Consider the following 21,211-nt stretch of genomic DNA (forward strand, 5'->3'; position numbering starts at 1 on the left):
TCCGCAAGCTCCCCCACTCCACCGGCCTCTCCCGCATCAGCAGGCTCTGCCGCCTCCGCTGACTCTGCCGCTCCCCCAACCTCTCCCGCCCCCGCTCCCTCTCCCGTGTCCCCTTCTTCACCGGCTGCCCCCGCCTCCGCTTCCCCCGCCCCCGCCCCCGCCCACTCTCCCGCTCCCCCGGTGCCCGCGCCGGGTGCGCGGATCGGGGTGTTCGGTACGGGTACGGGCACGCCGCTCTCCCCCGGGGCCCGCGCCGCGCTCGCCACGGCGACGCTGGTGGTGGGCGCCCGGCGGCACCTGGAGGCCGCCGACCCGCCCCCGGCGGCGGAGCGGCTCGTGCTCGGGCCACTGGCGCCCGCCCTCGACCGGATCGGGGAGCAGCTGCGCGATCCGGGCGCCCGGATCGTCGTGCTGGCCTCCGGCGATCCCGGTTTCTTCGGGATCACCCGGGCCCTGACCGAGCGGTTCGGGCCCGACGCGCTGGACGTGCGGCCCGGCCCGCCGTCGGTCGCGGTGGCGTTCGCCCGGCTGGGGCTCGCGTGGGACGACGCCGTCGTGGTGAGCGCGCACGGCCGGGACCCGCGCACGGCGGTGAACGCCTGTCTGGCCCACCCGAAGGTGGCGGTGCTCACCGGGCCGGGCGCCGGGCCCGCCGAGCTGGCGGCCGGTCTGGCGCACTCGGCGCCGGGGCGGACCCTGGTGGTGGCGACGGCGCTCGGTGATCCGGAGCGGGAGCGCCTGGAGCGGCTGACGCCCCGGGAGGCGGTGGCCCGCGACTGGCCGGACCCGGTGAGCGTGGTGCTGTGCCTGGACGAGCGGCGGGCGCTGTCGCCGGTACGGACGGTGGCGGGCCCGGTCCGCACCGGCCGGTGGGCGCTGGACGAGGCGGAGTTCGAGCACCGCGACTCGATGATCACCAAGTTCGAGGTACGGGCGCTGGCGCTGGCCCGGCTCGGACCGCGCACCGGCGACCTGGTGTGGGACATCGGTGCCGGATCGGGTTCGGTCGCGGTGGAGTGCGCGCGGCTGGGCGCCGCCGCCGTCGCCGTGGAGAAGGCCGCCGACGGCGTCGAACGGATCAGGGCGAACGCGGCGGCGCACGGAGTGGACGTGCGCGCGGTCCACGGCTCGGCCCCGGAAGCGCTGTCCGCGCTGCCCGACCCGGACGCGGTGTTCGTCGGGGGCGGCGGAGGGGATCTGCCCGCGATCGTCACGGCGTGCGCGCACCGGGCGCGGCGCACGGTGGTGGTCGCGCTGGCGGCCCTGGACCGGGTGCCCGAGGTGCGGTCCGCGCTGGCCGCCGCCGGGTTCGCCGCCGAAGGCGTACTCCTCCAGTCGTCCCGGCTGGCCCCGCTGCCGGGCGGGGTGACCCGGCTCGCCGCGGCCAACCCGGTCTTCCTGCTGTGGGGCGACCGCCCCGCGGCCCGTGCGAATGAAGGAGCGAACCAGTGATCGGCCTGATATCCGCCACTGCGGCGGGCACCGTCGCCCGCGACCGGCTGGCCGCGGCCTGGCCGGGCCGCACCCTGGTGTACGAGGGTCCGGTGCGCGAGGCCGTGCGGCGGGCGTTCACGGAGTGCGAGCAGGTGGTGTGCTTCCTGGCCGCCGGGGCGACGGTGCGGCTGATCGCCCCGCTGCTCACGGACAAGGCCACGGACCCGGGTGTCGTCTGCGTCGACGAGGCGGGACGGCACGCGGTGGCGCTGCTCGGCGGCCACGGCGGCGGCGCCAACGCGCTGGCGCACGCGGTGGCCGAGGTGCTGGGCTGCGCCCCGGTGATCACCACGGCGACGGACGCGGTGGACGTGCCGGGCCTGGACACCCTGGGGCTCCCGGTGGAGGGCGCGGTCGCCGCGGTGACGCGGGCGGTCCTGGACGGTGAGCCGGTGGAACTGCGCGCGGACGCGGTGTGGCCGCTGCCGCCGCTCCCGGCGAACGTGACACCGCCCTCGCCCGACTCGCGATCCTCGGCCGACTCGCCGTCGTCACCCGACCCGTCCTCCTCACCCGACTCGCCTTCCGCGACGCGGAGTCGGGCCGTGCTGCGGATCACCGACCGGATCGTCGGACCGGGCGACCGGGAAGCGGTGCTGCGGCCCGCCTCGCTGGTCGTCGGCGTGGGCGCGAGCCGTGGCGTCACTGCCGCCGAGGTGCTGGAGCTCGTCGCGTCGGCGCTGCGCGACGCGGGTCTCTCACCGCTCTCCGTCGCCGAGTTGGCGACGGTCGACGCCAAGGCGGACGAAGCGGGCGTCGTCGAGGCCGCCGCGCGGCTCGGGGTGCCGCTGCGCACGTACCCGGCGGACGTACTGGCGGGGATCGACGTGCCGAACCCGTCCGGGGCGCCGCTGGCCGCCGTCGGCACACCGTCGGTCGCGGAGGCCGCGGCGCTGGCCCACGCCGACGAACTCCTGGTGCCCAAGCGGAAGTCGAGCCCCGAGGGACGGGCCGCGATGGCCACCTGCGCGGTGGCCCGCCGGGCACCGCGCGGGCGGCTGGCCGTCGTCGGTCTCGGCCCCGGCGCCCGCGATCTGCTGACGCCGCGCGCCCGTGAGGAGCTGCGGCGCGCTTCGGTGCTGGTCGGGCTCGATCAGTACGTCGACCAGATCAGGGATCTGCTGCGGCCGGGCACCAGGGTCCTGGAGTCGGGGCTCGGCGCCGAGGAGGAGCGGGCCCGCACGGCCGTCGCCGAGGCGCGCGAGGGCCACGCGGTCGCGCTGATCGGCAGCGGTGACGCGGGGGTGTACGCGATGGCGTCGCCCGCGCTCGCCGAGGCGGGCGCCGACATCGACGTGGTGGGGGTACCGGGGGTGACGGCCGCGCTGGCCGCCGCCGCGATCCTGGGCGCCCCGCTGGGCCACGACCATGTGTCGATCAGCCTGTCCGATCTGCACACGCCGTGGGAGGTCATCGAGCGGCGGGTGCGGGCGGCGGCCGAGGCCGACCTCGTCGTGACCTTCTACAACCCGCGCAGCCGGGGCCGTGACTGGCAGTTGCCGAAGGCCCTGGCGATCCTGGCCGGGCACCGGGAGCCGACAACGCCGGTCGGTGTCGTACGCAACGCCTCGCGCCCCGACGGGAGCGGCCGGGTCACCTCCCTGGCGGCGCTGGACCCGGCGACGGTCGACATGATGACGGTGGTGACCGTCGGCAACACGGCGACGCGGGAGATCGCGGGGCGGATGGTGACGCCCCGGGGCTACCGCTGGCAGAACTCGACGGCCGCCGGGCGGGAGGACGCGAAGTGAACCGGATCGTCCATCCCATCGAGCAGGAGTCGTTCCGCCGGCTGCGCGCCCGCCTGGACACCTCGCACTTCGCGCCGCTGACCCGGGCCGTCGTGGAGCGGGTCATCCACTCGGCGGCCGATCTCGGCTACGCCGACGACCTGGTCTGCGACGAGGCGTCCCTGGTCGCCGCGCACGCCGCGCTGCACGCCGGGGCGGCCGTCGTCACCGACGTCGAGATGGTCGCCGCGGGCATCACCCGCCGCGAGACGGTGTGCCGCCTCAAGGAGGCCCGCTCGGGGCCCGGCCTCACCCGGTCCGCGCACGCGGTGCGGCTGGCGTACGAGCAGGTCGGCCCCGGAGCGGTCTGGGTGATCGGCTGCGCGCCCACCGCGCTGGAGGAGCTGCTGGTGCTCGACGCGGCGCCCGCCCTCGTCATCGGACTGCCCGTCGGTTTCGTCGGGGCCGCCGAGTCCAAGGCGGCGCTGCGCGCGAGCGGTCTGCCCGCCGTCAGCAACGTCTCCGAGAAGGGTGGCTCCGCGGTCGCCGCCGCCGCCCTCAACGCCCTGCTGTACCACCCGGCCGGCCCCGGGACGAGCGATTGACCCACGGGCGCGGGCCCCCGCCGTCCCCCGCCCCCACCTCACCCCATTCACCCCCACTCTCCGAGGAGAACCAGTGAGCACCCCGTCATCCACCCCGCCCGCCCTGCTCGTCGCCGGTCACGGCACCCGGGACGAGGGCGGAGCCGCCGCCTTCCGCGACTTCGTCCGGGAACTGGGCCGCCGCCACCCCGAACTGCCCGTCGTGGGCGGCTTCATCGAGCTGTCACCGCCGCCGCTCGGCGACGCGGTCGCCGAGCTGGTCGGGCGCGGCGTCAGCCGCTTCGCCGCCGTCCCGCTGATGCTGGTGTCCGCCGGCCACGCCAAGGGCGACATACCGGCCGCGCTGTCCCGTGAGAAGGAGCGCCACCCCGGCATCTCGTACACCTACGGCCGCCCGCTCGGCCCGCATCCGGCGCTGCTGTCCGTGCTGGAGCGGCGGATCGACGAGGTCATCGGCGACACGGACCGCTCCGAGGTGACGGTGCTGCTGGTCGGCCGGGGCTCGACCGACCCGGACGCCAACTCCGAGGTGTACAAGGCCGCGCGCCTGCTGTGGGAGGGCCGGGGTTACGCGGGTGTCGAGACGGCGTTCGTGTCGCTGGCGGCCCCCGACGTGCCGTCCGGACTCGACCGGTGCGTGCGGCTGGGTGCCCGACGGGTGGTCGTCCTGCCGTACTTCCTGTTCACCGGCGTCCTCCCGGACCGGGTCCGGCACCAGACAGAGGAGTGGTCCGCCGCGCACCCGGGGACCGAGGTCCGCCCGGCCGAGGTGATCGGGGCCGCCGAGGAGCTGGTCGGTCTGGTGATGGAGCGTTACCAGGAGGCGGTGGAGGGCGATCTGCGGATGAACTGCGACTCGTGCGTGTACCGGATCGCCATGCCCGGTTTCGAGGACAAGGTGGGACTCGTCCAGCAGCCGCACTTCCACCCCGACGACGACGGCCATCACCACCACCCTCACCATGGCGAGCATGCACACACCCACTGAGACCCCCCACATCGGCGGGCACGACCTGCGGCACCACGGTGACGCGGAGGTACGGGACGGGGATCTGACCGATCTCGCCGTCAATGTCCGTACCGGTACCCCGCCGGACTGGCTCAAGGAACGAATCGCCGCATCGCTCGACTCACTGGCCGTCTACCCGGATGACCGGACCGCCCGTGCGGCGGTCGCCGCGCGGCACGGACTGCCGCCGGAACGCGTGCTCCTGACGGCCGGCGCGGCGGAGGCGTTCGTGCTGATCGCACGGGCGCTGCCGGTCCGCCGCCCGGTCGTCGTACACCCCCAGTTCACCGAGCCGGAGGCGGCGCTGCGCGCGGCCGGGCACGAGGTGGAACGCGTGCTGCTGCGCGCCGGGGACGGCTTCCGGCTGGACCCGGCGGCCGTCCCCCAGGACGCCGACCTGGTGGTGATCGGCAACCCCACGAACCCCACGTCGGTGCTCCACCCGGCCGGGACGCTGGAGCGACTGGCCCGCCCCGGCCGCACGTTGGTGGTCGACGAGGCGTTCATGGACGCGGTGCCCGACGAGCGTGAGGCGCTGTGCGGACGCACGGACATCCCCGGGCTCGTGGTGCTGCGGAGCCTCACGAAGACGTGGGGGCTGGCCGGGCTGCGGGTCGGTTACGCGGTGGCCGACCCGGAGACGGTCGCCACGCTGGCCGGGGCGCAGCCGCTGTGGCCGGTGTCGTCCCCGGCGCTGGTGGCGGCCGAGGCGTGCGTGGAGCCCCGGGCGCTGGCCGAGGCGGCCGGTGCGGCGAGGCGGGTCGCGGTCGACCGGGCCCATCTGGTGGCGGGCCTGACGGAGTTCCCGGAGATACGGGTGGTGGAGCCGGCCGAGGGCCCGTTCGTCCTGGTCCGGCTGGAGCGGGCGGCCGAGGTCCGGGAGCGGCTGCGGGCGCTGGGGTTCGCGGCGCGGCGCGGTGACACGTTCCCGGGGCTGGGACCGGGGTGGCTGCGGCTCGCGGTCCGGGACAGGACCACGACGAACCGATTCCTCCAAGCGCTCGACAAGGCGCTCCAGGCGCTGCCGACCACCGGCAGCGGCTGACGGCCCCGGTAAGGCCGACACCCCCGGAGGGGGCGGCGCTCCTCCGCCGGAACGCCGCCCTCTCCGCCCCCTCGGGTCTCTCCCCGGGTCTCCCCCGGTTCTCCCCTTCGGGTCCGTCCGCCGTCGCGTCAGTTCCGGGCGCGGCGGCGGGTCACCACCATGGCGCCCGCGCCGACCGCCAGCAGCAGGGCGGCGCCGCCCGCGATGTACGGCGTCTTCGAGCTGCCACCGGTCTCCGCGAGGTTCTCGGCGACGTCCGGGGCCGGGGCGGCCACCGGTGTCGGGTCGGTAGCGGTCTGGGGCTTCGTACCGCCGCCCTCCCCCTTGTCGTCGACCGGCTTCCCGGCCTCCTCGGGCGTCTCACAGGTCGCCTCGGCCAGTGTGATCTCGCCCCGTACGTCCGCGACGTTGAGCTTCAGCGGGTTCACCGAGACCTTCAGCCGGAGGGCGGCGGCCGCCGCGGTGCGTGAGGTGGTGGTCCTCTTCGACAGGTCGAGGGTCACCTCGCCCACCCCGGGAACGCTGACCTCGGTGGTGCCGCCCGCGGTGAGCGTGACGCGCTTGCCGAGGACCGTCACCTGCCCGAGCACGTTCGCGTCGGCGACCGGCTTCCCGCCGACCGCGCACACCGCCTTGGAGGTGACCTGCTCGACCTCGACGAGCGAGAGGAGCGGCAGCCCCGGCACATGGACCCGGGCCTTCACGAGGTCGGTGTGCCCCTCGGCCCCGCGCGCGTCGACGGTGGCCTTCGCGGTGGCCACGTCGGCGCGCAGCACGCTGAACGGCCTCCCCTGGTCCACACCGTCCAACCGCACGGTCAGCGCGGTCTTCTCGGCGCTCGCCGGGGCCTGCACCTCGTTGAGCGCGACCCTGAGCGGTACGTCGACCGTCTTGTTGAGGAGCGAGACGTCGAGTCCGGTACGGAGCACGACCGCGCTCGCCCGGCCGCCACCGCCCTCGGCCGGGGCGGTGGCCGGAGCGGCGACGGTGGCCGGGGCCGCCTGGGCCGGGACCGCGACCAGCAGGGCGACGGGTGCGGCGGCGAACGCCAGGGCGGCCGGACGGAAGATGTTGCTGTTCAAGATGGTGGAACCCTCACAGGAGACATGGAGCCACCGGCGCCGTCCGAAGGGGGACATCGCGGGCACCGGTGGCCTCGACCCCGAAATCTTTACGCACAGAGGGTGAACCAGCAGACACATGACGTGAGTTCACCCCAAAGGGGGGTTTTCGCGACCGTATTCGATTCTCTCTGCACACGCGTTCCACGCACGCCCCTCGGCATCACCCGTTTCGCCGAGCCTGTGGTACGAGTGTTGACCGGACCGAGGTGTGCGCGCCCTGAACCGGGGTCCTGGCGAAGGTGCTGCAACGAGAGAGCCGCGTCCCGGTCACCGGTCCGTCAACACCACGCCGCTCCCGGTGAGGGCGAGGGGATGGGCGGTGTCAGCCGATGACGCGCCCGTTCAGCACCACCCGGCGCGGCGCCCCCAGGACCCGCACGTCCGCTCGCGGGTCCTCGTCGTAGACCACCAGGTCGGCGGGCGCCCCCTCTTCGAGGACGGGCCGGCCGAGCCAGCGCCGGGCCCCCCAGGTCGTCGCGGAGAGCGCCTCCGCGGCCGGGATGCCCGCCTTCACCAGTTCCGCCACCTCCGCCGCGACCAGACCGTGGGCCAGCGAACCGCCCGCGTCGGTGCCGACGAACACCGGGACACCGGCGTCGTACGCCGCGCGCACGGTGTCGTACCTGCGCTCGTGCAGCCGCCGCATGTGCGCCGACCAGCGGGGGAACTTCCGCTCGCCGCCCGCCGCGAGCGCGGGGAACGTGGCGATGTTGACGAGCGTCGGCACGATCGCGACGCCGCGTTCCGCGAAGAGCGGGATGGTGTCCTCGGTGAGACCCGTGGCGTGCTCCACGCAGTCGATGCCGGCCTCGACCAGATCGCGCAGCGAGTCCTCGGCGAAGCAGTGCGCGGTGACCCTGGCGCCCAGCCGGTGCGCCTGCGCGATGGCCGCCTCGACCTCGCCGCGCGGCCAGCAGGCCGTCAGGTCCCCGGCCTCCCGGTCGATCCAGTCCCCGACCAGCTTCACCCAGCCGTCGCCCCGCCGCGCCTCGCGGGCGACGTAGGCGACCAGGTCGCCCGGTTCGATCTCATGGGCGTAGTTGCGGATGTATCTGCGGGTCCTGGCGATGTGCCGGCCGGCCCTGATGATCTTCGGAAGGTCCTCCCGGTCGTCGATCCAGCGGGTGTCGGAGGGCGACCCCGCGTCCCGGATCAGCAGCGTCCCCGCCGTCCGGTCGGTGACGGCCTGCTCCTCGGCGACCGCCGAGGAGACCGGCCCGTGCGCGTCGAGGCCGACATGGCAGTGCGCGTCGACCAGTCCGGGCAGCGCCCAGCCGGTGACGGTCACCGCGTCGTCCGCGCCGGCCGGCCGCTCGTACGTGATCCGCCCGTCGACCGCCCAGACCTCGTCCCTGACCTCCTGCGGACCGACCAGGACCCGCCCCTTCACCCGCAGCACCCGCAACTCCCCGGCCGCCCTCCGCCCGCTGTGATCGCTCATGCGGAGCACTGTACGAGGCGGGTACGCGCGCCCGGGAGCCGCCCGCCGGACGGCTCCCACGGGCTCCCCCACGGCGGGGAGCGGGCTCCCGGCGCCCCGCGACGGCGCCCGCCGGTCCGCTCACCCGCCGTGGGTGGACCGTTACGCTCGACGGAAAAGAGTTCGCCCGTCGAACCGTGGACCGATCCGAAGAGAGCACCACCGTGACGCACCCCTTCCTCGACCTCGCCCCGCTCACCGCCGCGCACTTCGCCGCGATCGAGCGGCGGGTGGCCTCCCTCCTCGCCACCGAGCAGGACGTCGTCATCACGCAGGGCGAGGCGCTGCTGCCCCTCGAAGGCTGCGTCCGGGGCGGCGCGGCACCCGGTTCGACCGCGCTGAACGTGGTGACCGGCCCGTACGGACAGACCTTCGGGAACTGGCTGCGGGACTGCGGCGCGACCGTCGTCGATCTGACGGTGCCGTTCCACACCGCGGTCACCGCCGATCAGGTCGCCGAGGCGCTGGCCACTCGTCCGGAGATCGACTTCGTCTCGCTGGTGCACGCCGAGGCGGCGACCGGGAACACCAACCCGGTGGCGGAGATCGGTGAGGTGGTCAGGGCGCACGGCGCGCTGTTCATGCTGGACGCCGTCGCCTCGGTGGGCGCCGAGCCACTGCTGCCGGACGCCTGGGGCGTGGACCTGTGCGTGATCGGCGCGCAGAAGGCGATGGGCGGTCCCGCCGGAGTGTCCGCGGTCTCGGTGAGCCCACGCGCCTGGGCCCGGCTCACGGCGAACCCGCGGGCCCCGCGCCGTTCGTACCTCTCGCTCCTCGACTGGAAGGAGCGCTGGATCGACGGTGGCCGCAAGGCCCTGCCGCACGCCCCCGCGCAGTTGGAGATGCTGGCGCTGGAGGCGTGTGTCGAGCGGATCGAGTCGGAGGGGCTCGACGCGCTGATGGCGCGGCACGCCCTGGCCGCCGCCGCGACGCGGGCCGGCGCGTCGGCGCTCGGCGGCGGGCTCGAACCGTACGTCCGGGACGCCGCCGACGCCGCACCGGTCGCGACGACGCTCCGCGCCCCGGACGGGACCGACGCGTCGGAGCTGGTCACCCAGGCGCTCGCCGCGGATCCGTCGCTGCCGCTGATCGCGGGCGGCGGCGCACTGGCCAAGGAGATGATCCGGGTCAACCACTACGGGAAGGACGCGACCCGGGGCACGGTGCTGTCGTCGCTCGCCGCGCTGGGCGCGGCGCTGGCGGACACCGGTCGGCGGGTCGACCTCGAAGCTGCCCGCAAGGCCGTTTCGGACACCTGGCCGAGCGAATGAATTAATAATTCATTAATGCGGGAAGCTGCTTTACGAGAGCAGCTTCCCGCATTCTTCTGCCCGCTTTCGGGAAACCTAAACGCCTCAGTTCGAAGTTGTTCCGTCAACGGCCTATGAAAGGTCAATCTGCTTAATTCGGACGGCCCTCCGGAGAGTTACCACCTTGTGACCGACTCCACACCGGGGGGCGTTATGCCGGTTTAATTCGGGTCAAATACCGAGATAATGCAGGCAAATCGCGCGGGAGCACGCGCCCGCGTGATAACACAACGGTCCGGCTCACCCAACCCTCTGCCTCGATGCAATTTGAGAATTTGCTGGGTAAATTCAATTCGCATGACCGCAGCACCAGCAGACCTTGCACGTGCCCGAAGCGAATACCTCACCATCGACACCCCACGAGTGGAGGACGGGGCCGCGATATGGCGCATCGCCCGCGACTCCGAGGTCCTGGACCTGAACTCCTCGTACAGCTATCTGCTGTGGTGCCGTGACTTCGCCGCGACCTCCGTGGTCGCCCGCGACGAGACCGGCTCCCCGGTCGCCTTCGTGACGGGGTACATCCGCCCCGACCGCCCCGAGACCCTGGTCATCTGGCAGGTCGCCGTCGACAGCGGCCACCGCGGGCAGGGTCTGGCCGCCAAGCTGCTGGACGCGCTGACCGCACGGGTCGCCGCCGACCAGGGCCTGGTTTCGGTCGAGACGACCATCACGCCGGACAACGCCGCGTCGGACCGGCTGTTCACCTCGTACGCCCGGCGCCACGGCGTGGCCCTGGAGCGCGAGGTGCTGTTCGACGGCGAGCTGTTCCCCGAGGACACCCATCTGCCGGAAGTCCTCCACCGGATCGGTCCCTTCCACGTATAGCCCCGGGGCCGGGCCCCCGACCGGGGCCCGCCGTCGCCCGGAGCCCCCGCCCCCTTCTCGATCAGGAGATGCCCTGTGACCATCACCCCGCCCGCCCTGAGTGTTTTCGAGACCCTGGAGTCGGAAGTACGGAGCTACTGCCGCAGCTGGCCCGCGGTGTTCGACCGCGCGCAGGGAAGCCGCCTGACCGACGAGGACGGCCACTCGTACCTCGACTTCTTCGCCGGCGCCGGCACGCTCAGCTACGGCCACAACAACCCGGTGCTGAAACGCGCGCTGATCGACTACATCGAGCGCGACGGCATCACCCACGGCCTGGACATGGCGACCACCGCCAAGCGGGCGTTCCTGGAGACCTTCCAGAACACGATCCTGCGCCCGCGTGACCTCCCGTACAAGGTGATGTTCCCCGGTCCGACCGGCACCAACGCGGTCGAGGCCGCGCTGAAGCTGGCCCGCAAGGTGAAGGGGCGTGAGTCGATCATCTCGTTCACCAACGCCTTCCACGGCATGTCGCTGGGCTCGCTCGCCGTCACCGGCAACGCCTTCAAGCGGGCCGGCGCCGGTATCCCGCTGGTGCACGGCACGCCGATGCCGTTCGACAACTACTTCGACGGCCAGGTGCCGGACTTCCTCTGGTTCGAGCGGCTGCTGGAGGACCAGGGTTCCGGTCTGAACAAGCCCGCCGCGGTGATCGTGGAGACCGTGCAGGGCGAGGGCGGCATCAACGTGGCCCGTCCGGAGTGGCTGCGCGCGCTGGCCGATCTGTGCCACCGCCGCGACATGCTGTTGATCGTCGACGACGTCCAGATGGGCTGCGGCCGAACCGGCGGCTTCTTCTCCTTCGAGGAGGCCGGCATCACCCCGGACATCGTCGTCCTGTCGAAGGCCATCAGCGGCTACGGGCTGCCCATGGCGCTCGTCCTGTTCAACGCGGAGCTGGACGTCTGGGAGCCGGGCGAGCACAACGGCACCTTCCGCGGCAACAACCCCGCGTTCGTGACCGCCACCGCCGCCCTCGACGCCTACTGGGCGGACGGCCAGATGGAGAAGCAGACCCTGGTCCGCGGCGAGCAGGTCGAGCAGGCGCTGCTGGCCATCTGCGACGAGCACTCCCGGCTCGGCGCCCGGTTCCGTGGCCGCGGCCTGGTCTGGGGCATGGAGTTCGCCGACCCCGCCCGCGCGGTGGAGGTGTGCCGCCGCGCCTTCGAGCTGGGGCTCCTGGTGGAGACCTCCGGTCCGCAGAGCGAGGTCGTCAAGCTGCTGCCGCCGCTGACCGTCACCCCCGAAGAGCTGGACGAGGGCCTGCGCACGCTGGCCCGTTCCGTCCGGGAGACCGCCTGACCGTTCCCCCTGCCGGGCCGGGAGACCGCGTCTCCCGGCCCGGCCCGGGGACGCATCGATACAGCGACACACCACAGAGCAGAGAGAGGCACCAACTCACCGTGATTGTCCGTTCGTTCAGCGACATCGAGAACACCGACCGGCATGTGAGGTCCGCCTCGGGCACCTGGGAGAGCAAGCGCATCGTGCTCGCCAAGGAGAAGGTCGGCTTCTCGCTCCACGAGACCGTGCTGTACGCGGGCACGGAGACGTCGATGTGGTACGCGAACCACATCGAGGCCGTGCTGTGCACCGAGGGCGAGGCCGAACTCACCAACGACGACACCGGCGAGAAGCACTGGATCTCCCCCGGCACGATGTATCTGCTCGACGGGCACGAGCACCACACGCTGCGGCCCAAGACGGACTTCCGCTGCGTCTGCGTGTTCAACCCTCCCGTCACCGGACGGGAGGACCACGACGAGAACGGCGTCTACCCGCTGCTGACCGAGGAGGGCTGAACCATGACCACCGATGTACGCGCCGATCTGTACCCCACGCGTGGCGCCGCCGAGATGACCACTCCCCGCCAGGACCCGGTCGTCTGGTCCGCGCCCGGCGCTGCGGGCCCGATCGCCGCGAAGGATCTCCAGAGCTTCGAGCACGACGGTTTCCTCACCGTCGACCAGCTGATCGAGCCGGACGAGGTCGCCGGCTACCACGACGAACTGGAGCGGCTGATCGCCGATCCCTCGGTGCGGGCCGACGAGCGCTCGATCATCGAGCCGAAGTCACAGAGCGTACGGTCGGTGTTCGAGGTCCACCGGCTCAGCGAGGTCTTCGCCCGGCTGGTCGCCGACGAGCGCGTCGTGGGCCGGGCCCGGCAGATCCTCGGCTCCGACGTGTACGTCCACCAGTCCCGGATCAACGTGAAGCCGGGGTTCGGGGCTTCGGGCTTCTACTGGCACTCCGACTTCGAGACCTGGCACGCCGAGGACGGCCTGCCGAACATGCGGACGGTGTCCGTCTCGATCGCGCTGACCGAGAACTACGACACCAACGGCGGGCTGATGATCATGCCCGGCTCGCACAAGTCGTTCCTCGGCTGCGCGGGCGAGACGCCGAAGGACAACTACAAGAAGTCCCTCCAGATGCAGGACGCCGGCACCCCGTCCGACGAGGCGCTGACGCGCATGGCCGACCGGCACGGCATCAGGCTCTTCACCGGCAGGCCCGGTTCGGCGACCTGGTTCGACTGCAACGCGATGCACGGCTCGGGCGACAACATCACCCCGTACCCGCGCAGCAACGTCTTCATCGTCTTCAACAGCGTGGAGAACGCGGCGCGGGAACCGTTCGCGGCGCCGATCCGACGCCCCGAGTTCATCGGGGCGCGCGACTTCACCCCGGTGAGGTGAGCGTCCGGGGTGACCGGGTGAGGTGACACGCCGCGTGATGCGGTCATGACGGGGTGGGGCGGTACGGGAAACCGTGCCGCCCCACCCCGTCGTCGCGACAACCCGTTGGCTTCCGTCCCCGGCGCCCGGCGAGAGTGAGGCCCATGACTTCACACGTACGCCATGTGACCATCGACTGCACCGACGCCTACCGGCTGGGCACGTTCTGGGCCGAGGCGCTGAACGCCCCGCTCTCCGACGACGACCGGCCCGGTGATCCCGAGGCGCTCGTCGAGTCCCCCGGCGCCGCGCTGCTGTTCGTCGCCGTACCGGACCCGAGGACGAAGGGCCTCAAGAACCGTCTGCATCTCGACCTCCAGCCGCAGGACCGCACCCGGGACGAGGAGGTCGAGCGGCTGCTGGCCCTCGGAGCGACCCTGGTCGGCGACCACCGCCGGCCGGACGGGCGAGGATGGGCGACCCTGGCAGATCCTGAGGGCAACGAGTTCTGCGTGGAGTGCGGCGCCGCCGAACGCGCCGCACTGACCGGTTCACGGCCACCGGTCACCCCGGACGACGTGGCGACGGCGGTACGACTGGCCGTCGACACGCTCGCCGAGGCGGCGGCCGCGGACTGGACCGTCCCGGCCGGGACCCTTGCGTGGAGCTGCTGGGAGACGGCGGAGCATCTGGGGGACGATCTCTTCGCCTATGCCGCGCAGTTGGGCCCGCGCAGGCCCCCGCTGGACCACGACGTGCCGTTCCGTTGGGCTCCGGCCCGCGAGGGCGGCCCGTCGAACGCGGTGTTCGCGGACCCGGCCGCCGGAGTCGCCGGTCTGCTGCGGACGGTGGAGGCGAACGGCGCCCTGCTGACCGCGATGGTGCGCACGGCGTCGCCCGGTGTCCGCGCGCACCACAGCTTCGGGGTGGCCGATCCGGAGGGATTCGCCGCCATGGGGATCGTGGAGACCCTGCTGCACACGGACGACATCGCCCAGGGCCTCGGCATCGGCTGGACGCCGCCCGACGCGCTCTGCGACCGGGTGCTGGCCCGGCTCTTCCCGGACGCACCGAAGGGCGAGGCCAGGGGCCACGGGGCCGAGGCCGGAAGCGGGGGCACAGGGGCGGCGTCCGTCCGCTGGACCGTGCTGCGCTGGGCCACCGGCCGCGCCGACCTGCCCGGCCAGCCCCGCGTCACCTCATGGCGCTGGCACAGCGCTCCGCTGGACTCGGCCTGAGCGGACGTCCGGGAGCGATACGGGGCCGGACCGGGGCGTGGACGGGCGGGCGCGGGCGGTCGGTCGGGCGCGGGCGGGTCCGCGCAGGCGGGCGCATGCGGGCCGCCGTTCTGTCCACGCGGTCCGTCCTGTCCACGCGGTCCGTCCGGTCCGCTCAGCCCGCGAGGACGTCCAGCACCCGGTCCACGTCGGCCTCGGTGTTGTACAGGTGGAACGACACCCGCAGGTTTCCGGCCCGGTCCGCGGCCAGGACGCCGGCCCGGGACAGCTCCGGTTCACGGCTGCCGAGTCCCGGTGCCGCGACGGTCGCGGACTTCTCGGGGACGGTCTTGTGGCCGAGCGCGGCGAGGCCCGTACGGAGGCGTTCCGCGAGGCCCGTGTTGTGGGCGTACACCGCCTCGACACCGACCTCCGCCAGCAGGGCGAGCGACCGCTCGGCGCCGTAGTGGGCGAGGAAGACCGGTGAGTCGTCGTAACGCCGGGCCGCCGTGGAAAGCCGGCCGACCGGTCCGTAGAGACTGTTCGCGCGGTCGTCGGCCGCCACCCAGCCCACCGCCAGGGGCCGCAGGGCCTCCTGCGCGTCCTCGGTGACGGTCAGGAACGACACGCCGCGCGGGCAGAGCAGGTACTTGAAGCCGCCGGTGACCGTGTAGTCCCACGCCCCCGCGTCCAGCGGGAGCCACCCGGCGGACTGGGTGGCGTCGAGGAGGGTGCGGGCTCCGTGCACGGCCGCGGCCGCCCGCACCGCGGCCAGGTCGGCGACCCGCCCGTCGGCGGACTGCACGGCGGAGAACGCGACGAGCGCGGTGTCCGGCCGTACCGATTCGGCCAGCGCCTCCAGCGGCACGTATCGCGTCCTGAGGTCGCCCCTGCTCGCGAAGGAGCTGACCACCGAGGAGAACTCCCCCTCAGGGAACAGGACTTCGGCGCCCGGCGGCAACGAGGCCGCGATCAGTCCGACATGGCCGGTGACCGAGCTTCCGATGGCGACCCGGTCCGCGCCGACCCCGGCCAGCCGGGCGAAGGCGGTCCGCACCACGTCCACGGCCTCGAAACTCCCCGAACCGGCCGTGCTGCCCACGGCGTTCTCCTCGGCGAGTGCCTTCACCGCTTCGGCCGCGCGGCGGGGCAGCAGTCCGCAGGTCGCCGTGTTGAGGTACGTGTTCCGGGGCGCGAACTCGGCGCGTGCCACCTGGATGAGCGAAGAGGTCTCCATGGGACCAGCCTGAGCGCCCGGCGACGGGGCGTCAATCACGGAAGGGCGGGGCGCCCCCGGGCAGTTTCCGGGAGCGCCCCGCGCGTGGCCGGACTCGTCCGGTCAGACAGTCCCGCCCGGCCGCGGCACCTCGCAGGACCCGTCGGTGTCGCAGGCCGCGGCGCCGGCGTCCCCGACGAAGGCCGGCGGGCGGTCCTTCCACGTCTGTTCCAGGGCTTGGGCGAAGACCTCGGCGGGCTGCCCGCCGGAGATCCCGTAGCGCCGGTCGAACACGAAGAACGGCACGGCGTTGGCCCCGAGTTCGGACGCCTCACGCTCGTCGGCCCGTACCTCCTCGGCGTAGGCGTCCGGATCGGCGAGCACGGCGCGCGCCTCCCCGGCGTCGAGTCCGGCCGCCACGGCCAGCTCGACCAGCACCTGCGGGTCGAAGACCGAGCGCTCCTCGGCGAAGTTCGCCCGGTAGGCGAGCCCCAGCAGTTCGTCCTGACGGCCCCGGGCCGCGGCCAGATGGAGCAGGCGGTGGATGTCGAAGGTGCTGCCGTGGTCACGGCCCTCGGTGCGGTAGCCGAGTCCTTCGGCGTGCGCGTTGGCCGCGACGTTCGCCTCCATGGAACGCGCCTCCTCCGGGGTCCGGCCGTACTTCCGCGCCAGCATGTCGAGGACCTGTACGGTGTCGCCCTTGGCCCGTCCCGGGTCGAGTTCGAAGGAGCGGTGCACCACCTCGACCTGGTCACGGTGGGCGAACCCGGCGAGTGCCTTCTCGAAGCGGGCCTTGCCGATGTAGCACCACGGACAAGCGATGTCGCTCCAGATCTCGACGCGCATTCTCTTCTTCTCTCCAGACTCTTCCGGGCGGAGGCGTCCTCCGCTCCCCGGGGCAACGCGTGACCGGGGCCGGTCATTCCCCTTCCCGGTCACCGACGCCCGGGGAGGGAGGGAGCAGGTGAGAAGTCGGTGAGAACGCGCCCCGGACGGGAACACGGCGGCACGGGCCACTCGTCCCCTGCACGGGACGAACAAGAGGATCAGGCGTGCTTCGGTCTTCAGCCTGCTGCTGGTCCTCGCCTGCTGGCGCGGGCGACCTGGGTGCAGGCGTACGAGGCCAGGGCTCTCACAGACGACGACCACAACCGGCGGAACGTGATCGCACGGTACGCGCATCCGCTCGGTGACATCATCGTGGCCGGTTCCCCGGTCACCGGTTCGAAGGAGACGACAGGCGGCCGCTCGCCAACGGCGGCGAGCTGGCGGCGCCGCACATGGTCTCGAAGGTGGTGGACGGGAACGGCGACACCCTGGAGGACTTCGCCGACGGGAACACCCGGCGGGTGGTCTCGGAGTCGACCGCCGAGCAGTTGCGCGACGCGATGGTCACGGTCGTCGAGGACGGTACGGGGACCAATGCGCGCATTCCCGGCGTCGAGGTGGGCGGCAAGACGGGTACCGCGCAGAACGGGGTCGACAACAGCAACACCCCGTACGCGTGGTTCACCTCGTACGCGAAGGACGGCTCCAGCGGCAGGGAGGTCGCGGTGGCTGGTCGTCGAGGACTCGGGGTCGGCGCGTTCGGAGGTCAGCGGCAACGGCCTGGCGGCGCCGATCGCGCGGAAGATGATGGAGGCGGCACTCGCGGCGGACTGAGGTCCCGCTCCGTCCGTACGGCCGGGCGGGGGCCGGCTCCGGCTCCGGCTCCGAAAGGTAAGGGAACGGCAAAGCCGGGTCGTTCGTTACCTCGTGCATGACCGATATGACCCCCGGCTCGAACATCCCTCTTCCCGTCGCCCGTGTGGCGGTGGACGTCGCCGCTCCGGTGCGGCTCGACGTCTCGGGCCTGCTGCTCACCGCCGACGGCAAGGTGCGCTCCGACGACGATTTCATCTTCTACAACCAGCCCTCGGGTCCCGGTGTGACCCACCGGTCCGGCGGGGGGACCGCCCCCGACGCGATCGTGGTGGACACCGCCGCGGTTCCGTCCGGCATCGAGAAGATCGTCGTCACGGCGAGCCCGGACGCGGCGGGCCAGTCCTTCCAGGGCATCGAGCCCACCGCCACGGTGCGCAACGCCGACGACGGCGCGGTGCTCGCCACCTTCACCCCGCCCCAGCTGGGCACCGAGACGGCGCTCGTGGTCATCGAGGTCTATCTGCGCAACGGCGTCTGGAAGGCCCGCGCGGTCGGCCAGGGCTATGCGAACGGGCTGGCGGGGATCGCCACGGACTTCGGTGTGTCGGTCGAGGAGCCCACGGCCGTCCCGGCGCCCGCCGCCCCGGTGGCCCCTGCTCCGGCGCCCGCCGCTCCGGTGGCGCCGGCCGCGCCCGTCGACCCCAGGCTCGCCGCTCCCCCGGTGCCATCCGCCCCGCCCGCCCCGCCCGTCGCTCCGGGCAGGATCAACCTCGACAAGGGCCGGGTCAGCCTCCGCAAGAACGAGACCGTCTCCCTGGTGAAGGGCGGCAAGCCGCTGCTGTCCCGGGTCCGGATGGGCCTCGGCTGGGAGCCCGCGTTCCGCGGCAAGGACATCGACCTCGACGCCTCGGTGATCGCCTACGGCGCGAACCGCAATCATCTGGACAGCTGCTACTTCGGCAAGCTCTCGATCCTGAACGGCGCGGTCAAGCACTCGGGGGACAACCTCACGGGCGAGGGCTCGGGGGACGACGAGACGATCGTCGTCGACCTGGGCAGGATTCCCCCGGAGGCGACCGGTCTGGTCTTCACGGTCAGTTCGTTCACCGGCCAGAAGTTCACCGCGGTCGCGAAGGCGTACTGCCGGCTCATCGACGTGGAGACCGGCGAGGAGCTGGTCCGCTTCGACCTGACGGACGCCGAACCGCGTACCGGCGTGATGATGGCCAAGCTGATCAGGCAGTTCTCCGGGGAGTGGGAGATGACGGCCCTGGGTCAGTTCGTGAAGTCGCGCACGGCACGCGACCTGGTCGCGCCCGCCGCCCAGGCGCTCTGACACGCCCTGGAACCGCGTCCGGGGCACCTGCTGGTGGACAGGTGCCCCGGATCTCGGGAGTGTGGCGGACGCGGCGCGTGCTCGGCGCCTGTCTCAGAGCTTGGTCAGCTTGGAGTACGGGCTCAAAATCCTCCCCTGTCGCCCCGAGAAGTCGATGAGCACTGCGTCGTTGTCGCCCTCGACAGCGAGGACTCGGCCGAGTCCGAACTGGTCGTGCGACACCCGGTCGCCCACATCGAAGCACTCGACCGGTGGGGCCGCCTGGGCCGGGCGGTTGAAGGGACTGGAAGGCAGGTGGCGCCGGGAGCCGGCTGACTGTTTCATTACCTTGAGTATGCGCCTCCCGAGCGCCGGGCGCCATGCCCGTCCGATTCCCGCGGCACACCGGCACCGGTTTTCTCACCGTCCCCCGGGCCCCGCAAGGCGTCAGTCCCGGTTCGCCCCCCGCTTCCACGGTCCGGTGATGGCGAGCATGATGCCCGGCGTCTGGATGTTGGCGAAGAGCGTCTTCCCGTCGGGCGAGAAGGTGACCCCGGTGAACTCGCTGTACTCGGGCTTCTGCGGAGTGCCCGCGTTGAGTTCGTTGCGCGCGATCGGATACGTACGGCCGCTGTCGGTCGCTCCGAAGAGGTGCTGCACGCCGTCGCCGTCCTCGGCGATGACCAGACCGCCGTACGGGGAGACGGTGATGTTGTCGGGTCCGTCGAAGGCACCGTCCTTCGACGGGTCGGGGTTGACGCCGAGGAGCACCTTCAGGGTCAGCGTGCGGCGCCTGGGGTCGTAGAACCAGACCTGCCCGTCGTGCTGCACCGGGCTCTCGCCCCGGGCGAACGACGAGACGATGTACGTCCCGCCGTCGCCCCACCACATGCCTTCGAGCTTGCGCGCGCGGGTGACGGCCTTGTCAGCGAACTGCTTGCGCACGGAGACGGTCCGCGCGTCCCGGTCGGGCACGTCGACCCAGTCCACTCCATACACCGTGCCGGTCCTCGTGGCGCGCGACAGGTCGTCCACGAAACGGCCGCCCGCGTCGAAGCACTTGAACGCCTGGAGGACGCCCGCGTCGTCGGCGAGGCCCCGGAGCCTGCCGCGCCCGTGCTCGAAGCCGTGCGGCGGGACCCAGCGGTACAGCAGTCCGTTGGGGCCGGACGCGTCCTCGGTCAGATAGGCGTGGCCGCGCTTGGGGTCGATGACGACGGCCTCGTGGGCGTACCGGCCGAATGCCTTGACCGGGCGGGGTGAGCGATTGGCCCGACGGTCGTACGGGTCGACCTCGAAGACGTAACCATGATCCTTGAGCAGCCCGTTCCTCCCCGCCCGGTCCTCGGTCTCCTCACAGGTGAGCCAGGTGCCCCAGGGGGTGCTGCCGCCCGCGCAGTTGGTGGACGTCCCGGCGATGCCGACCCACTCGGCGCTCCGGCCGTCCTTGCGGGTCTCGACGACGGTGCAGCCACCGGCCGCGACCGGGTCGTAGACGAGCCCGTCGGTGAGCGGAACCGGGTGCTCCCAGTCGGCGCGGACGCCGCTCAGCTCATGGTTGTTGACGAGCAGGGTGACCCCGCGGCTCCCCTCGAAGGCCGCCGTGCCGTCGTGGTTGGAGGGGGTGTACTCGCCGGATTCCAGCCTGGTGACGCCACTGTGGGTGATGACGCGGTACGAGAATCCGGCGGGCAGCGCCAGAATGCCCTTGGGATCGGGGAGCAGCGGCCCGTACCCGGGCTCGTGCCCGTGACCGTGCCCGCCGCCGTGGCCATGGCCGCTGTCGTGATCGTGCCCGCCGCCGTGCCTCGTGTCCTGGGCGGCGAGGGCGCCGGGGGCGGAGGCCAGCGCGGCCACGGTGCCGGTGAGGGCGATGCCCGCTCCGGTGAGAGCGGACTGTCTGGTGAATTCCCTGCGCGTGAAAGGCATCACGGACTCCTGGGCGGTGGGGCCGATGGGGCGGGACCGATGGGACCGACGGGGTTGGGCCTCATACGCTCGCGCCCCTGTGCCAACGCCGGTTGAACGGCGGATGACGCGGAGCGGTGACCTTCGCCATCAGGAGCGGTCGCCTCCGGGCCGCCTCGGCCTCGGCCTCCGCCTCGGTCATCCACTCCACCACCGGTGTTACGCCGCCGGTGTTACGCCGCCGGGCCGCGCCAGCTACCGAAGGCGGGCCCTCGAACCGGGTCGCGGCCATCGACCGGTCCTGTCCCTCGACCTGTCCTGCCCCTGGGCCGGTCCCGGCCCTCGATCGACACCGATTCGGCACCCGGAGACCCGAAAGGGGTGTGAAGGCGCCGTCGAGCACCTTCACACCCCTGCCCTGCCCCGTGCCGGTCCCACATCGACCGTCGGGCCTTCGACACTTCGAGCCGCCGACACTTCGAGCCGCCGATGCTTCGGACCCTCGACGCTTCGAGCCGTCGACGCTTCAGGCCGTCCACACTTCTCGCCGCGGACACTCCGAACCG

At 72.7% G+C, this 21,211-nt stretch carries 17 protein-coding genes and 2 pseudogenes; 13 read left to right on the forward strand and 6 right to left on the reverse strand.

Features of this window, described 5'->3' with window-relative positions; genetic code table 11:
• Positions 1-180 precede the first annotated feature (180 nt).
• From cbiE to cobC, 5 genes and pseudogenes are all read left to right on the forward strand, one after another.
• On the forward strand, positions 181-1,452 hold the full coding sequence (gene cbiE / locus PZB75_RS05030; protein WP_343286219.1) for a precorrin-6y C5,15-methyltransferase (decarboxylating) subunit CbiE: 1,272 nt from the start codon (positions 181-183) through the stop codon (positions 1,450-1,452).
• Positions 1,449-3,245 carry a precorrin-3B C(17)-methyltransferase gene (gene cobJ / locus PZB75_RS05035; protein WP_275534072.1) on the forward strand — a complete coding sequence of 599 codons (1,797 nt, stop codon included), beginning with the start codon at positions 1,449-1,451 and terminating at the stop codon, positions 3,243-3,245. Before cbiE ends, cobJ begins: the two co-directional genes overlap by 4 nt.
• Complete coding sequence (locus PZB75_RS05040; RefSeq protein ID WP_275534073.1) at positions 3,242-3,829, forward strand: precorrin-8X methylmutase; 588 nt, start codon at positions 3,242-3,244, stop codon at positions 3,827-3,829. The genes cobJ and PZB75_RS05040 overlap by 4 nt, the downstream gene beginning before the upstream one ends.
• Positions 3,830-3,902: 73 nt before the next feature.
• Positions 3,903-4,817, forward strand: coding sequence for a sirohydrochlorin chelatase (locus PZB75_RS05045; protein WP_275534074.1), 915 nt, complete (start codon positions 3,903-3,905; stop codon positions 4,815-4,817).
• A pseudogene (cobC, locus tag PZB75_RS05050) lies at positions 4,789-5,883 on the forward strand (Rv2231c family pyridoxal phosphate-dependent protein CobC); the annotation flags it as partial. The gene PZB75_RS05045 and the pseudogene cobC, both read left to right, overlap by 29 nt.
• 128 nt (positions 5,884-6,011) lie before the next feature.
• Here cobC and PZB75_RS05055 read toward each other — a convergent pair.
• Positions 6,012-6,965 (reverse strand): SCO1860 family LAETG-anchored protein, encoded by a 954-nt coding sequence (locus PZB75_RS05055; protein WP_275534076.1) that lies wholly within the window; start codon positions 6,963-6,965, stop codon positions 6,012-6,014.
• Between the two features lie 364 nt (positions 6,966-7,329).
• Positions 7,330-8,448, reverse strand: a complete 1,119-nt coding sequence (locus PZB75_RS05060; RefSeq protein WP_275534077.1) for an amidohydrolase family protein — start codon at positions 8,446-8,448, stop codon at positions 7,330-7,332.
• Between the two features lie 203 nt (positions 8,449-8,651).
• Here PZB75_RS05060 and PZB75_RS05065 point away from each other — a divergent pair, with 203 nt between their 5' ends.
• The 6 genes from PZB75_RS05065 (at position 8,652) to PZB75_RS05090 (ending at position 14,583) form a co-directional block, all read left to right on the forward strand.
• A complete protein-coding gene (locus PZB75_RS05065; protein ID WP_275538592.1) occupies positions 8,652-9,758 on the forward strand; it encodes an aminotransferase class V-fold PLP-dependent enzyme in 1,107 nt (368 codons plus the stop codon).
• Between the two features lie 336 nt (positions 9,759-10,094).
• Positions 10,095-10,625, forward strand: coding sequence for a diaminobutyrate acetyltransferase (gene ectA / locus PZB75_RS05070; RefSeq protein WP_275534078.1), 531 nt, complete (start codon positions 10,095-10,097; stop codon positions 10,623-10,625).
• Between the two features lie 75 nt (positions 10,626-10,700).
• Positions 10,701-11,969 carry a diaminobutyrate--2-oxoglutarate transaminase gene (gene ectB, locus PZB75_RS05075; protein WP_275534079.1) on the forward strand — a complete coding sequence of 423 codons (1,269 nt, stop codon included), beginning with the start codon at positions 10,701-10,703 and terminating at the stop codon, positions 11,967-11,969.
• A 101-nt stretch (positions 11,970-12,070) separates the two neighbouring features.
• Complete coding sequence (locus PZB75_RS05080; RefSeq protein WP_275534080.1) at positions 12,071-12,469, forward strand: ectoine synthase; 399 nt, start codon at positions 12,071-12,073, stop codon at positions 12,467-12,469.
• A 3-nt stretch (positions 12,470-12,472) separates the two neighbouring features.
• The gene (thpD, locus tag PZB75_RS05085; RefSeq protein WP_275534081.1) at positions 12,473-13,366 is read left to right on the forward strand and encodes an ectoine hydroxylase; all 894 of its coding nucleotides are present in this window, start codon (positions 12,473-12,475) and stop codon (positions 13,364-13,366) included.
• Between the two features lie 143 nt (positions 13,367-13,509).
• Positions 13,510-14,583 (forward strand): VOC family protein, encoded by a 1,074-nt coding sequence (locus PZB75_RS05090; RefSeq protein WP_275534082.1) that lies wholly within the window; start codon positions 13,510-13,512, stop codon positions 14,581-14,583.
• A 154-nt stretch (positions 14,584-14,737) separates the two neighbouring features.
• Here PZB75_RS05090 and PZB75_RS05095 read toward each other — a convergent pair whose 3' ends face one another.
• Together PZB75_RS05095 and PZB75_RS05100 are read right to left on the reverse strand one after the other, a co-directional pair.
• Positions 14,738-15,799, reverse strand: coding sequence for an aminotransferase class V-fold PLP-dependent enzyme (locus PZB75_RS05095; protein WP_275534083.1), 1,062 nt, complete (start codon positions 15,797-15,799; stop codon positions 14,738-14,740).
• A gap of 102 nt (positions 15,800-15,901) precedes the next feature.
• Complete coding sequence (locus tag PZB75_RS05100; RefSeq protein WP_275534084.1) at positions 15,902-16,624, reverse strand: DsbA family oxidoreductase; 723 nt, start codon at positions 16,622-16,624, stop codon at positions 15,902-15,904.
• 401 nt (positions 16,625-17,025) lie between these two features.
• Here PZB75_RS05100 and PZB75_RS05105 point away from each other — a divergent pair.
• Both PZB75_RS05105 and PZB75_RS05110 read left to right on the forward strand, forming a co-directional pair.
• Positions 17,026-17,440 (forward strand): annotated as a pseudogene (locus PZB75_RS05105) (penicillin-binding transpeptidase domain-containing protein); the annotation flags it as partial.
• A 97-nt stretch (positions 17,441-17,537) separates the two neighbouring features.
• Positions 17,538-18,758, forward strand: a complete 1,221-nt coding sequence (locus PZB75_RS05110; protein ID WP_275534085.1) for a TerD family protein — start codon at positions 17,538-17,540, stop codon at positions 18,756-18,758.
• Between the two features lie 93 nt (positions 18,759-18,851).
• On the opposite strand, the gene PZB75_RS05115 is transcribed toward PZB75_RS05110, so the two are convergent.
• The gene (locus PZB75_RS05115; RefSeq protein WP_014156926.1) at positions 18,852-19,082 is read right to left on the reverse strand and encodes a hypothetical protein; all 231 of its coding nucleotides are present in this window, start codon (positions 19,080-19,082) and stop codon (positions 18,852-18,854) included.
• Between the two features lie 102 nt (positions 19,083-19,184).
• A complete protein-coding gene (locus tag PZB75_RS05120) occupies positions 19,185-20,666 on the reverse strand; it encodes an alkaline phosphatase PhoX (RefSeq protein ID WP_275534086.1) in 1,482 nt (493 codons plus the stop codon).
• Positions 20,667-21,211: the final 545 nt, after the last annotated feature.

The organism is Streptomyces sp. AM 4-1-1, from assembly GCF_029167625.1.
Lineage (GTDB): Bacteria > Actinomycetota > Actinomycetes > Streptomycetales > Streptomycetaceae > Streptomyces.